This is a genomic window from Streptomyces sp. NPDC033229 (genome assembly GCF_055576875.1).
This window is the reverse complement of record NZ_JBVIQR010000083.1, coordinates 1-12463: the sequence shown is the minus strand read 5'-3', so window position 1 is coordinate 12463 and position 12463 is coordinate 1. Positions and strand designations below refer to the sequence as shown.

Genomic DNA, 12463 nt, shown 5'->3' with positions numbered 1-12463 from the left:
CAGCAGGGCGTCCAGGTTGTTCGTCACACAACGATCTTGGACGCCCTGTCTGCGTTCCCGGACACACCGTCAGCATTCGGAATGACTCGTCTAGCGGTCCGAGCCCACCTCCAGCTCGGTGGGTCCATCACCCTGATCTGGGACGGCCTCAACGTCCACCGAGCCGTCGGCCTCCGCGAGTACGCGGCCGGCCACGACTGGCTCACCATTATCCAACTGCCCGGTTGTGCACCGGATCCGGTGGAGGGCATCTGGTCGCTACTGGATGCACGGCGACCGCCAACATTGCCTTCACCGACTTCGATCACCACATCCAGACCGTCCGCAGAGGCCTGCGGAAGATCCAGTACCGTCCGCATCTCATTGCCGGATGCCTCGCCGAGACCGTCCTCGCCATCCGCCAACCGGCCGCGACAACCACGAAGGAAAGTCAGTAACGCCGCGGCTTTTGATCTCGGTGAGGATGTGCATCCAGTGCTTGGCGCCTTCGCTGCCGTCGTCGGCTCATAGCCCGGGAATGGCTCGCCGGCCCTCGGCCGTGACAGCCAGGGCCACGTAGAACGGCCGGTTTGCCACGGCGCCGTCGCGGATCTTCACGTGGATCGCGCGTTAATGAAGATCACCGAACAGATGGAGTCGAGGGGCCGGTTCTGCCATCCGGTCAGGGCCGGAAATCGTACATCGAGATGCGCGCGCAATAACAGGCCCTACGCGCGCGCTTTCCTCCGGAAACATGATGCTTCGTCACTTCGTGACGAGGGCATGGTGCTCCGTCACTTCGCGACGGGCTGCTGCGGCGTTGCTCCGCAACGCACATGACTCCATCATGGTGTTGTCTTTATTCAGGAAGAGAGGCTTTGTTTCCACATGGCACTCCATGACCCATCCTTAGTCTTTAAGCTCCCTCTGTACCCGGCCCACATTGGATACGGAGAGCCGCCCTGTGCGTCAAGCCGATACAGAATCCTGTGGAAGCTCTCGAGAAGCTCTCGACCGGGGGCAGCCTGGCAAGACCTGCCCGAGCGGTCGGCGAAGTCGACTGGCCCATCGTCTGTGCCGACTAAACGATCATGCGGGCCCACCAGCGCGCCGCCGAAAGCCCGAAAAGGTGCCTCTATGGCCTTCGTCGAGCCGTAGCCGGTGTGGGCGGCTGGTAGAAGGTGCCGTCTCGGAGCATGGCGAAGAGGAGGTCGATGTCGCCGGTGTCAAATCACGTGCAGGCCCCTCCATCACGCTTTCGTCCGGCCTGCCAGGGCACCGAGCTGCCACACCCACGTTACGGAGAGCTCTTCCGGCTCGGTAAAACCGGTGCTCAAGCCCCTCATCAGCGACTGAGGAGCCCTTCGCCTCAATCGCCGCCGACCACCCGCGCATCCGCAAGGCCTGGGTAGACGCCGACTACCACACCACGGCCATCGATCACGGCGCCCGCCTGGGCATCGACGTCCACCCCGTCCAACGCCCGCCCGGCGTCAAGGGCTTCACGATTATTCCGCGCCGGTGGACCATCGAGCGCAGCATCGGCTGGCTCATGCACCACCGCAGACTCGCCCGTGACTACGAGACCCACCCGCACCGCTCCGAAGCCATGATTCACCTCGCGATGATCGACCTCATGAGCCGCCGCCTCACCAACGAATCCACCCCAAACTGGCGCGACACCTGAGTCAGGAACCCAACACGAACCACAGGACCAAACGCTCAGCCAGAGGACGTGTCCCAACAGGGGCGCTACACAAGGCACCATCACAGTTCTGACCGCCCACCGACCGGCGTCGGCCACCAGCCCCAGGCCGAGGAGCCTTGTGACCGTCACCAGCTTCCCCAGCTCACACTCGCCACGCAGCTCGTTCCGCCCCTGGCCGAGGATGTGATCCTGGGGATCGACACCCACAAGGACGCCCACGTCGCCGCTGCGATCACCACCCTGGGAGCCTCTCTCACGCATCAGGAGTTCCCAACCACGGCTGTCGGATATCGCCAACTGATCTCCTGGAAACGGTCGTTCGGCGTCATTCGACGCGCCGGTGCTGAGTGCACCGGCTCCTACGGAGCCGCGCTGATCAGAGCCCTGCGCCGGGAGAACATCGAGGTCTTCGAGGTCAACCAGCCCGACCGCGCCACCCGGCGCAAGTACGGCAAGACGGACGTCATCGATGCGGACGCGGCAGCACGGGCCGTGCTATCGGCACGCGCCACCCCTGGCCCGGGCCCCCGCGAGGCGGGGGCGGGCGGGACGGAGTAGAACTCAGGACTTCGGAGTGCCGCTGGGGGTGCCGCTCGGGGTGGTGGACGGCTGCTGCGTGGGCTTCGGCGCCAGCACGGTCAGGTGCACGAGGAGGATCTGACCGTCGGTGCTGACGATGCGGAGGGTGTAGGCGCCGGGCTTGCCGGCGGCGAAGAACTCCAGCAGTTCGAGCTGACCGTTCTCGTCGGTCTTGTCGAGGTCGATCTCGCGGATCGGCTTGCCGTTCTTGTCCTTGAAGTACGGGCCGGTCTTGGCGGTGCCCTCGCCGTTGGCGGGGGCCACGGTGGCGGTCATGCCGATGCCGGGCACGGCCTTGCCGTCCTCGGAGGCCTGGACCACGATCTTGCTGGTGAAGGCACTGTTCGGCTCGGCCGTGAGGGTCCCGTTGCCGACGCGCTCGATCTTGTCGGCGTGTGGTGCCGGGGCGGGCTTGACGGTCGCGTTGAAGTCGACAGGCGTGACGGCGCCCTTGCCATCGACGGTGGCGCGCAGGGGGAACTGGCCGGCCTTGGTGCCCGCGAGGATGGTCGGCGCCTCGGCGATGCCGTCCTTGAGCGTCGGGGCGGTGACCTTCTTGGCGCCGCCCAGGAAGTGGCCCTTGGTGCTCTCGCCGATGATCTCGAAGACCACCCGGGCGTCGACGACCGGCTTACCCGCTTTGTCGAGGGCCAGGACGCTCGCGGGCTTGTTGAAGGTGTCGCCCGCCGTGGTTTCCATGTTCGCCGCGCTCGTCCGCTTCAGGCGTGTGTCGGGCGAGGGCGTGGGCGTGGGCTTGTTCGGGCTGGGCTTCTGGGGCGTGGGGGTCTGCCTGCCCGGGCTGGGCTTGTTGCTCGGCGGTGTCGTCGTCGGGCCGGTCCCGGGCGTGGTGCCGGGAGAGGGCGTGTTGGGGCTCCTGCCCGGGGTGTCGCCTGACGGGTTGTGCGGGGTGGCCGGGGTGTCGTCGGGCACCGTGCCCACGTTGCCGCTCTGGTACGTGCGCATCCAGGCCAGGACGGCGTTGACGTACTCGCGGGACTGGTTGTAGCTCAGCACGGCCTTGTCGAGGTCGGCGCTGCTGTTCAGATCCCGGTTGTTCGCGCAGAGGTAGTGGGCGGTGCCCAGCGCGGCGTCGAAGATGTTGTTGGGGTCCTTGATGCCGTCGCCGTTGCCGTCGGCGCCCGACATCTCCCAGGTGGAGGGGATGAACTGGGTCGGGCCGACGGCCCGGTCGTACTCGGTGTCGCCGTCCCAGCGGCCCTTGTCGGTGTCCCGGATCTCCGCGAACTGACCACCGGTCAGCCGCGGTCCGCGGATCGGCGTCTCCGTCGAGCCGTCGCTGCGCAGCCCGTAACCGCTGGCGTGCACCGACTCCACGCGGCCGATGCCCGCGATCAGCTCCCACGGGATGTGGCACCCCGGCAGCTGGGTCGCGGCGAGGCGCGCGGCGTTCTGATAAGCGGCCAGAAGAGCCCCGGGAATGCCAGCATTGTCGCCCGCAAAACCACGGCGCACGTCCCCAGTGTCGCCGCCTAGACTCCGGTCGCTACCCCGTCTGCCACGGGCTGCACCGCTCAGGACAAGGTTGGGCAGGGCGAGGTTGGGCACGCCGCGCGGCTTGCCCTGCGGGTCGTAAAGCCTGGGTGAGGAATCGTCGGCACCGGCGGTGTTGTGCGGCGGGCTGACGCCGACAGCCGCCGTGAGGCTGGCGACGAGCAGAGCAGTGCACAGTCCCCGCCGGAAAAAACTGGCAGCATGCGCACGATAAACCCACACCAGAAATCGCCTCCCTCGCCCAACAACCGACGCCCCCGGGGCCGACGGAAGCCGCCCCTACCGGGTGACGCAGCTCCGCCGGTGTCAGGGGATTGTGGCGTGGCCAACTTGAGGGTGTGACAGCGCGGTTCTTTAGCGGGGCCCGAGGACCCAGAAGTCCCGGTAGTCCTTCCCGGACACAGCTGGGGACGCGGGGGCGAATGTGCCGCCGGGGCCTTTCGCGGCGGGCACAGGTGTGGTGGCCGGCTTCGATTTCGTGGTGCTCTCGGTGCCGTCAGGTGCAGCGGGCCTTGTGAGCCGTGCGTCCGTTTGGGGTGCACTTGTGTTGCGGGAACTTGGGAGGGCGGGGCTCACGGTGGTGGGAGAGGAGGTTGGGGCTGGCTTGGGGGTGTTGGCGTGAGCCGGGGCGGGCTGGGTGTGTTGTAGTGCGTCCGCTCCTGGGTCCAGCGCCGCCCACGCGCTAGCCGTCCCCGCCGCTGCCGCCATCACCAGGCCAGCTGCCAGCGCTGTTCCCACGTGCCGTAGACGTAACACCACACCACTTCCTTCACGATTCATCAGGTCGCAACGCGCGCGGTGAGCGCGCATCACCCGACATTGTAGAACCGGACGCACACTATTACCGGGATTTTGGCACTGTTTGAGTCCGAATTTCCTACTCTGTTTTAGCGCCCAACCGGAGACGACGAGCAGCGCCCCCGAGGCCGCGTGACCTGGGATCGGTGGTGTATTTTTCAGACTGTTTGGCTCGTGGTGGTCTCGCCGACGGAGGCTGGGCGGGTCCACGAAGTAAGGAAATTGCACCCGCCGGGACCAGGCCTGTGCTTTAGGCAAACGCGGCTCTGCCTCGGCTCGCTGACGAAAGACCGGAACGCGGGGGGCCTCTATGTCCTTCGTGAAGGGTGTGGTGCCGGGTATGAGGCTGTTTGGGGTGGTCGTGCGGCGAGGGTGACGTGGGGGTTCTGGATTCGTAGAAGGTGCCGTCGCGGAGCATGGCGAAGAGCACGTCGGCTCGTCGTCTGGCGAGGCAGAGGAGGGCTGAGCTTGTTCCTTAACATCGCTGATTACGTTCGGTGACGGTCTCGGGGCGTTTGACGGTCTTGCCGACGTCGTAGCGGGTGACGGAGTGTCGGTTCCTGGAGCCGAGCGGGCGTCCTGGCCCCGGCTGGGTGGGTTTGGGTGCACGGGCCGGACTGCCCAGGTGAGGGCGGATGTGTCTGAACCCCCGGCCGGACGCGGGTCGGTGTGAGCGCGATGCCGGGGCGGGTGGTCTTCTCCCAGGGCTTGCGCCGGTCAGCCGTGAGCGGAAGCGCGAGACGGAGCTGGGTGTGCGCGGCGATCACGAGCCACGTCCAGCGGTCCGCCGCCCGCGGGTCGCGAAGCCGTGGCTGGGCCCAGCCGAGGGACTGCTTGAACAGGCGGAACGTGTGTTCAAGGTCGAATCTGCGCAGGTAGCACGACCAGACGAAGTCGACGTCGTCCGGGGTCGCACCGGTGGCGGAGGACCACAGCCAGACCGGCGGCGCGTCGCGGTCGCCGGGCAGATGATCGACGTTGAGCCGGATCAACGTGCCCTCGACGAGGGGCAGTTCGCCATCGTGGTCGATCCACGCGGATCGCTGCTGCAGCTTGGGATGAAGCCGGTCCCAGGCGCAGGCTTCGGCCTTGCCGTAACGAGGCGTGTCGTTCACCGTGGCCACGGAGGGCTCCGGCCACGACTCGGGCCTGGCCAGGCTGAACTCCTTGCCGTGCTTGGGCGGGTGGCCCCCTCGGGGGTGGGCCCGGTAGTACTTCCTCGCGGGAGGGCGCCGGACGGCGCAGGACGCGGTCCGAACGCAGACGCCCGACCAGTTCGACGGGCAGGTCGCGCAGCACCCAGGCCAGGCGCATCACGTCATAGCCCGCGTCCATCACGACCAGGATGTCCCGGTCGTCGACCACCTGATCATCGCCTCGGCGCTGTCGGTGCGGGTTTCGTAGTCGCGGGCCAGGCGGCGTGAGTGCATCAGCCATGCGAACGTGCGCTCGACAAGCCATCTTTTCGGCAGGACGACGAAGCCTGTGGTGTCGTCGCTGCGTTTGGCTACCGTCAGCGCGATCCGCAGCACGTTGCGGGCGAAGCCGACGAGTTGGCCGGTACAGCCGCCATCCGCCCAGACCAGGGTGATGCGCCAGCGCCGCTCGCGCAGCCGGGCCAGCAGTTTGGCTGGCGGAGTACCGATAGCTCCTGGACTGCCCGACTCGGAGATCCCGGACAGCGGGACAGGCCGCCGCTGTGTCGGCTTCATGCGCCACAACGCCGCGACCAGCAGCACCCGGCCCTCCAGCGGCAGACTCCATGGTGACTCCGCCGTGCCCCGTAGGCTCTCGTGCCGCGGCGCGGTCACCAGCCCGCCGAAGTACCGAAGGCTGAATCCGTGAACGGGGTTGTCCAGAACGGCTCCCACACGGTGATCACATCACCCGTGACCTACAGTTAGCGCATAACCCTAAAGTAAGGCCAGGCCAGCCTGATGCAGATTTCTCTCAACAAGGTCGCTAATGCCATTGTTTGCGCAATTATCGTCGTTGTCTTATGTCCTGATCCTGCCGAAGAGTTGGCCGGACGGTTCTATGCAGAAATTGCCTTTGGTAAGGAGAAGTACCGCCCCTGCGGGGAGACGGGAAGCTTCAAGACTGAGGACTGGAGGAAGACGAATGCAAAAGAGGGGAGCCCTGCTCTCGAGGGGAATGTCACCACGAGGAACGGGAAGGAGAAATGGCGCTGGCGAAAGGGTTTAAATACGTTATGGAGGGGGGATTCGAGAGGGCCGGACGATCCCTATGCGAGTGAAGACAATCCTAGTATTAGTTGGACAATCTCTGCTAACGGATTCGTTCCTAAAGGCGGAGACCTCGAACCTCTCGACAGCTACCTGAGGGAACCAGGGAAGAATAGTGCACACTTGAGCACAACTTGCTGGAGTTCTGTAGCCAGGGGGTTCGCCCTGTCTAACCCAGAGGGGGAGGGATGGGTTTACGAGATTTCCGCTGCACCCGGCGGGATTGACGTAAACGCAACCGCAAATAAAAACAAAGCAATCATCTCTAGGCATCCGCAAGAGATGGAGATTGATTTCCCTGGCGGGCTAAAAAAGGAATATATTCGCAGTGCCTGTAAATGGAAATTAGGCGCCCACCCGGAAACGGACCCACCGGAACTGGTTAAATGTGAGAATATTTCCACAAAAAGCGTTCCGGGGTGACGCCGGGAAGGGATAATTCTGGCCATGGCCACGGCGTCGATCGCGTCGGTTTTGCCGTGAGAGCGGACAGTCCAGGATGCCTCTGTCGCGAGTTTGGTGAAAGACCCCGTATCGATGTTGGTTAGGTGAGGGCGGGGTTGCCGCAGCATTTCTTGTACTTGCGTGTGGAACCGCACCAGCAGGGGTTGTTGCGAGGTGGGGGCCATGGGGTGGCCTGGCCGCGGGCTGCGAGGTCGGCGGCGTAGTGGGCCCGAGCGTCTCCGTCCTGCGAGGACAGGTTCTCCTCGTGGGTGAAGGACTCGAAGTCCGTCACGGTGCCGTGTGCGATCCCAAGATGGGGTTCGCCTTCGCTGGACAGGCGTTGGAGCATCTGTTCGACGTGGCGGATGTGTTCGTGGTGCTCGGTGCCGTAGTGATCGGCCAGCTGGGGCCATGTGTCCAGGAGCTCGAAGAACTCGCTGGAATTCCAGAAGAGCGCGCAGGTCATGCGGGGGCGTGACAGGGCAGCTCGTCGGGCTTCGACTTCGCGGGAGAGTTTCTCGACCGAGGAGATCAGAGTCTGGGCGTCACCGCCTGCGGCGGCCCGGAGCTCGGGGTCTGGAGATCGTCGAGGGTGCTGGTGGTGCTGAGCGATGCCGGGCTGTCCTGGTAGAGGTCGTGAGCGAGTTGGTCCAGGTCGTCGTGGGGCTGGTAGAGATGACGCCGGACGCGGTGACGGCCGATGGTGAGCATCTCGATGCCGGTGGCGTCCGGTGCATCACGGACGGCTTCGAGGGTGAGAGGAGTGGTGGGACCGAGGAGATGGGTCACACCTGCGGTGAACCAGTCCGCGGCGTCATGGAGTTCGTCTGCGGCCTCGAAGGTCTCGGCGGCGATGTTCCACGGCCCGGCATCGACTGGGTGCTGGCGGCGCAGGTCCGTGGCCGCTGCGCGGGCCTCGTCGGTGCGGCCAGCATCCCAGAGTATGTCGACGCGGAAAGCCTGGACCAGGTGGGGTTCTTGGCAGTCGGCGGCCAGGACCTGCTGGTAGAGAGCGAGTGCTTTCTCGTGCTGGCCTGCGCGGCCGTGGAACTCGGGGGCTTCGGTGAGGAGTTCCTCTGGTCCTGGGGGTACCTGCAGGCCAGGGCTTCCAGCTCCTCGGCCTGCAGGGCGTCGGTCCGCTCGATGGGGACGGGCTGACGGCGTGCGGGGCGGCGCTTGCGGGACATACGAGAACACTATCGGCGAAGAGGTGTCGGCGTGGTGTACCGACCGAGGCTCGGAACGGGTTCTCGCCGGCCTGTCGCCAGAGCGAGCAGCGCAAGAACAGCGGTTCTCCATCGACGAATTCGCTGCGGTCGCGGTCAAATACGCGGGGCGTCGACGCGATCGTGAAACCTGCTACTGGGATACCAGAGTTGGTGTGCCGCAGCTCCGGGTCGGCGGTCAGGTTGCCGACCACGGTCACCAATGTCTCGCCCACCACGTGCTCCACCCCTCGTTGCTCCTGTCGGCCCCACGATATCGGGCCCGGCCGGGCGGGTGGCACGATAACCCCATGAGCCAGGATCAGGACGATGCTCCGGGAACGCTGGAGGAGGCGGCCGAGGGCCTGCGTGCGGCGGAACGCTCGGTGCGTGAGGCCCGCCGGCGGCTGAGTGCGGCCATCGTGGCCGCCTACCGCTCGGGCGAATCCGTCCCCGTGATCGCCTCCCGTGCAGGTGAAGAGCCCTACCACGTCCGGAACCTGCTGGCTGCTGCCGGCATACCGGGCCGTTCCTGAACCCCGGCGCGTTCGAGTACCACGGCCGTCGGTCAAGTGCGGGTATCTCGGTATCCTTCTTCTCCGGCGCGGAGGGAATCCATTGTGTGCGCAGACGGGCCACGAGCCGTTCTGCGGCCATGCCCAGGTTGTGCCACAAATGCCACCTGTCGGCCACTTGCTCGGCGGGCGGCGGGAGCGCCACGGTCGGCACCCTGGCGTAGCAGCTGGCACGGTCACGGCAGATCACCTCGACACCGGGATGGGCCAGCAGCCACTGGGCCAGAGCCTCGGCGGAGCGTTCGGGCGGCACCTCGACGGGACGGTGGCTCTCCATGTCGATCAAGACCGTGCCGTAGTTGTGCCCGCGCTTGAGAGCGAAATCATCAACACCAAGAACACGCACGGCCTTCGGCTCGGGGTCCGGAAGAGCGCGGACGAGACGCAGCAGGGCATCCTTGCCGATACCGATGGCCTGCACCTCCGCCAGCCGGGCACCGGCCCGGCCGCCCAGAGCGAGAGCGATCGCCTCGCGGACCCTGCGCAGCAGCAGGGTGCAGCGGCCGTGGCGGAAGGTCAGCCCGTCGATCTGCTCGGCGAAGGTCCGCTTGCCGCAGTCGGCACTGCCTCAGAAGAACCGGCGAACTTGCAGGTGCAGCAGAGCCTGCTGGCCGGCGACCGCCGTATCGGAGATCTTCCGCTCGTAGCGGCTGTGCACGCGCCCGGACTCCATGCCGCAGCCGGGACACTCCGCCACCGCTTTTCGCCCCCGTGCGTGTATTCGGACCGTACGTCCCGTCACCCGGACTCGCTCAACGCGCAGGTGGACGAAGTGCGGGAACAAAACAGAGATCAGCTCATCGATCGACACACAGCATGATCACGAAGCGCCAAGATCGATACGGGGTCTTTCACTAAACTCGCGACAGAGCCACGCGGCGATGTCCGTGGACAGTTCACGGCGAGCAATCCGCCGGGCCCTGCCCGTTGCGGTGCAGGTCACCTCTTCGAGCGGGAACCGGCCACGGTCCGCTCGAAACCCGCTCGGTCCGGGTGCTGACGACCTCGATCTGCGGATTGCCTTCTACACGTGGTGCGCCACTGCTCTTGCTCTACAACCCCTATCGGGAGCTTCACCCACTCAAATCATAGCCAACGCCACAGCCCAGCACACGTTGGAATGGGCTCATCGTCATGATGTATCTCAGTCCCTCTCTATTGGTGAGACAGCCATCTTGGCAGTCGCAGGCACATCGTATGAAGAATCGCGTCGCGAGGACGTCAGAGAGAGGATTTAGTGAGAATTCATGAAGATTCTACCTGCACGCAAGGGATTCATGAGGCTGATGGTCTCTGTTCCAGCGGCACTGGCTTTCCTTACTGGGACTGGTCCGGCTTTCGCTGTCCCTGACCCGGCGATGCCTGCCCGGGGCGACTGGGGCTACGGCCCGGATACCACCATGGGCTCCACATCACCTGCTGGACGTAAATGGGTGGGATTTCACAGCGTACAGTGCGACCCGCCCACTAAAATTACCCCAACCAATACCTTGCCGTGTCAGTACAGCAAGGATTTCGTGCTAATCCTTCAACTTCTCAATGATGCGCGCTTTTCTGAACCTCCAGCGACCATTCCTTTCATGGATGATGCCGTATGGACCGCCTCTCAGGGGGCAGCCGGAGAAATTGGAACGTGCACGTTATCGGAAAGTAAAACCGAATATAGGTGCAAACCTGCGATGCCCGGCTCAATTGCAGCTGGCACCTATTTAGCAATGAAGATCCCGCCCATCATCGAGTCGGCAATGACTAACTGTGTGGCCTCTTACCAGCTTCACTGGGAGGATCCAGTCGGCGAATGGCAGAGACTAGGCAACAAAAACAAGGACGGCTATAACAGCATCTATGGATATAACGACTACTACACTGGGGCGACAGGAGGAAACTGCGGCTCCATCCACTAACCCTGGGCACCCGAGTGCTTTATTGATTTCGGTTGACGAATCGCCCACCCCCCGCTCTCTTTATTTTCGCCTCAACGGCAGGAAAGGGTCTGTGATTATTTTGAAGCACCGTTCCAGAAAATGGATCATCACTAGCATGGCGATCCCGCTGGCTGCGACGATCATTCTACCTTCCAAGGCATTCGCCGACCAGGTAAGCGGAGACTTTGGATTTCCACGCGGAATTCTCCTGACTCTGGAACCCGGAGAAGACTACGATCTGCTTCCAGAAGTCATCTGCAATCCTCTTCCTAGTGATCTAGAGCAACCCGACACCACCCCGTGTACTTTCACAAGAGATCTCCACCTCGCGATTAAGCCCGGTAGATCTGATGGGGAGTTTACCAATACCAACTACTCGGAAAATTCCACTACTTCTACCACGCATCATTTCGGATGGAGGATCAAGAGTAGCTATAAGCAAATTGGCACGTGTGAGGCAGAGGATGATAACCTAATCCTCTGCCATGCCAATGAAACAGGGCAACTGAATTCTGGAGATAGCCTCATCGTCGGCGACCCCGACTTCGCCCCGCATCTTGCTACTGCTACGAGTTCATGCAAGAGCACTCTTGAGGCACGAATTTACGTCGCAAATGGCAGGCATGCAAAGCTTGCCAACTTCGACGAAAAGGGCAAAGATGATCGATTCACCTGGAACAACCATCTCTTTGGAATTACGAGCGGGAGGTGCTGAGTCTTATTCCCTTTCGTGAGGTGATTTACCGGAAACAGTAGAAGCTTTCCAATCGAACGCACGCGAAGACCAGGTAAACTGCCACAGAAGCGCAACTTCGGCCTGATGCTTCACGCCGGAAATCGTGTCGGTTCGCCGGCCGGATCGCGCTGATCTTAGAAGTGCTTCAACCTGCCGCTTATTCGCAATTGAACTATTTCACTCTGTTCCTAAGGCGTGAAATCACTGTTCAGATGGAGTGCGGGTAGCGTGGCGAGGCTCCTGCTCACCGCACTGGCGTGTTCGCTCGCACCGCGCATAGCTCAAGGAGCCTCGCCCTTTATACTCCAGTTGCAGTTCGCTATTCCCGCTGGTCAGGGGACTGTTTCTGAGTGTGGCGAGCTGATTGTCCGTCATGTGGGTGTTGTTCGTGGCCGGCGGTGCGGCGCTTGTAGTGGCAGAGCATGGCGGTGGCCTGGTGGCGGCGGCGCCAGTGGGGCCATCGCAGTGCCTGGTCGGTGTGAGAGAGCCGGTGGGTGTCCCGCCCGCGGGCCGGCAAGCTGCCAGAGCCGTCTGTTTTCTGCCAGGCTGGGCGGGGCGAGGGGGGATCTGTTTCTGCGGTCCCCCTTTCCCTCGAGGCTGCTATGTCTTGTCAAGCGGCTTGAGCGAGGTCCTCCGCGTTCGGCTGGTTGCTCCGTTCTAGCCTCGCTGTTTCGGTTGGGGTGCGGCTGAGGGTTGGGTAGAAACGCAAAAGTGCCTTCCTGAGCTGGGACGATGGACCTTGTCTAGGGGCTCTGT

General features: G+C 63.8%; 10 protein-coding genes and 7 pseudogenes. 8 read left to right on the top strand and 9 right to left on the bottom strand.

Going from position 1 to position 12463, the window contains the following annotated elements; translation table 11 throughout:
* Window positions 1-90: 90 nt before the first annotated feature.
* A pseudogene (locus tag ACZ53N_RS34460) lies at window positions 91-437 on the top strand (IS630 family transposase); the annotation flags it as partial.
* Here the strand turns inward: ACZ53N_RS34460 and ACZ53N_RS34455 are convergent.
* Window positions 430-665: pseudogene (locus tag ACZ53N_RS34455) on the bottom strand (transposase); the annotation flags it as partial. The pseudogenes ACZ53N_RS34460 and ACZ53N_RS34455 overlap by 8 nt on opposite strands.
* 680 nt (window positions 666-1345) lie before the next feature.
* Between ACZ53N_RS34455 and ACZ53N_RS34450 the strand changes: the two are divergent.
* Together ACZ53N_RS34450 and ACZ53N_RS34445 are read left to right on the top strand one after the other, a co-directional pair.
* A pseudogene (locus ACZ53N_RS34450) lies at window positions 1346-1666 on the top strand (transposase); the annotation flags it as partial.
* Window positions 1667-1858: 192 nt separating this feature from the next.
* Window positions 1859-2200 (top strand): annotated as a pseudogene (locus ACZ53N_RS34445) (IS110 family transposase); the annotation flags it as partial.
* Between the two features lie 48 nt (window positions 2201-2248).
* On the opposite strand, the gene ACZ53N_RS34440 reads toward ACZ53N_RS34445, so the two are convergent.
* The 4 genes and pseudogenes from ACZ53N_RS34440 to ACZ53N_RS34425 all read right to left on the bottom strand — a co-directional run bounded on the left by ACZ53N_RS34440 (window position 2249) and on the right by ACZ53N_RS34425 (window position 6315).
* On the bottom strand, window positions 2249-3739 hold the full coding sequence (locus ACZ53N_RS34440) for a lytic transglycosylase domain-containing protein (RefSeq protein ID WP_469144720.1): 1491 nt from the start codon (window positions 3737-3739) through the stop codon (window positions 2249-2251).
* Window positions 3740-5064: 1325 nt separating this feature from the next.
* The gene (locus ACZ53N_RS34435; RefSeq protein ID WP_469144723.1) at window positions 5065-5700 is read right to left on the bottom strand and encodes a hypothetical protein; all 636 of its coding nucleotides are present in this window, start codon (window positions 5698-5700) and stop codon (window positions 5065-5067) included.
* A gap of 22 nt (window positions 5701-5722) precedes the next feature.
* Window positions 5723-5890, bottom strand: a pseudogene (locus tag ACZ53N_RS34430) (hypothetical protein); the annotation flags it as partial.
* Between the two features lie 20 nt (window positions 5891-5910).
* Window positions 5911-6315, bottom strand: coding sequence for a transposase (locus tag ACZ53N_RS34425; RefSeq protein ID WP_469144719.1), 405 nt, complete (start codon window positions 6313-6315; stop codon window positions 5911-5913).
* A 198-nt stretch (window positions 6316-6513) separates the two neighbouring features.
* Here ACZ53N_RS34425 and ACZ53N_RS34420 point away from each other — a divergent pair, with 198 nt between their 5' ends.
* Complete coding sequence (locus tag ACZ53N_RS34420) at window positions 6514-7245, top strand: scabin-related ADP-ribosyltransferase (protein WP_469144718.1); 732 nt, start codon at window positions 6514-6516, stop codon at window positions 7243-7245.
* A 121-nt stretch (window positions 7246-7366) separates the two neighbouring features.
* On the opposite strand, the gene ACZ53N_RS34415 is transcribed toward ACZ53N_RS34420, so the two are convergent.
* The 3 genes and pseudogenes from ACZ53N_RS34415 to ACZ53N_RS34405 form a co-directional block, all read right to left on the bottom strand.
* Window positions 7367-7732 carry an SEC-C metal-binding domain-containing protein gene (locus ACZ53N_RS34415; RefSeq protein WP_469144717.1) on the bottom strand — a complete coding sequence of 122 codons (366 nt, stop codon included), beginning with the start codon at window positions 7730-7732 and terminating at the stop codon, window positions 7367-7369.
* Window positions 7733-7797: 65 nt separating this feature from the next.
* Window positions 7798-8565 carry a tetratricopeptide repeat protein gene (locus tag ACZ53N_RS34410; RefSeq protein WP_469144716.1) on the bottom strand — a complete coding sequence of 256 codons (768 nt, stop codon included), beginning with the start codon at window positions 8563-8565 and terminating at the stop codon, window positions 7798-7800.
* Window positions 8513-8710: pseudogene (locus tag ACZ53N_RS34405) on the bottom strand (single-stranded DNA-binding protein); the annotation flags it as partial. The gene ACZ53N_RS34410 and the pseudogene ACZ53N_RS34405, both read right to left, overlap by 53 nt.
* Before the next feature lie 72 nt (window positions 8711-8782).
* Between ACZ53N_RS34405 and ACZ53N_RS34400 the strand changes: the two are divergent.
* Entirely contained in the window at window positions 8783-9007 is a 225-nt protein-coding gene (locus tag ACZ53N_RS34400) for a hypothetical protein (RefSeq protein ID WP_469144722.1), read from the top strand.
* 139 nt (window positions 9008-9146) lie between these two features.
* Here ACZ53N_RS34400 and ACZ53N_RS34395 read toward each other — a convergent pair.
* Window positions 9147-9323, bottom strand: a pseudogene (locus ACZ53N_RS34395) (ISL3 family transposase); the annotation flags it as partial.
* Between ACZ53N_RS34395 and ACZ53N_RS34390 the strand changes: the two are divergent.
* The 3 genes from ACZ53N_RS34390 (at window position 9249) to ACZ53N_RS34380 (ending at window position 11686) form a co-directional block, all read left to right on the top strand.
* Window positions 9249-9866, top strand: a complete 618-nt coding sequence (locus tag ACZ53N_RS34390) for a hypothetical protein (RefSeq protein ID WP_469144721.1) — start codon at window positions 9249-9251, stop codon at window positions 9864-9866. The pseudogene ACZ53N_RS34395 and the gene ACZ53N_RS34390 sit on opposite strands and share 75 nt — an antisense overlap.
* 427 nt (window positions 9867-10293) lie before the next feature.
* A complete protein-coding gene (locus tag ACZ53N_RS34385; protein WP_469144715.1) occupies window positions 10294-10950 on the top strand; it encodes a hypothetical protein in 657 nt (218 codons plus the stop codon).
* A gap of 136 nt (window positions 10951-11086) precedes the next feature.
* Window positions 11087-11686: a hypothetical protein gene (locus ACZ53N_RS34380; protein ID WP_469144714.1), complete on the top strand. Its 600-nt coding sequence runs from the start codon at window positions 11087-11089 to the stop codon at window positions 11684-11686.
* Window positions 11687-12463 lie beyond the last annotated feature (777 nt).

Excerpts from the sequence above, each read along its gene's own strand:
- ACZ53N_RS34400 (WP_469144722.1), top strand. The coding sequence starts at position 8,783 with ATGAGCCAGGATCAGGACGATGCTCCGGGAACGCTGGAGGAGGCGGCC.
- ACZ53N_RS34385 (WP_469144715.1), top strand. The coding sequence starts at position 10,294 with ATGAAGATTCTACCTGCACGCAAGGGATTCATGAGGCTGATGGTCTCT.
- ACZ53N_RS34380 (WP_469144714.1), top strand. The coding sequence starts at position 11,087 with ATGGCGATCCCGCTGGCTGCGACGATCATTCTACCTTCCAAGGCATTC.
- ACZ53N_RS34415 (WP_469144717.1), bottom strand. The coding sequence starts at position 7,732 with ATGACCTGCGCGCTCTTCTGGAATTCCAGCGAGTTCTTCGAGCTCCTG.
- ACZ53N_RS34410 (WP_469144716.1), bottom strand. The coding sequence starts at position 8,565 with ATGGAGAACCGCTGTTCTTGCGCTGCTCGCTCTGGCGACAGGCCGGCG.
- ACZ53N_RS34390 (WP_469144721.1), top strand. The coding sequence starts at position 9,249 with ATGGGCCAGCAGCCACTGGGCCAGAGCCTCGGCGGAGCGTTCGGGCGG.
- ACZ53N_RS34420 (WP_469144718.1), top strand. The coding sequence starts at position 6,514 with ATGCAGATTTCTCTCAACAAGGTCGCTAATGCCATTGTTTGCGCAATT.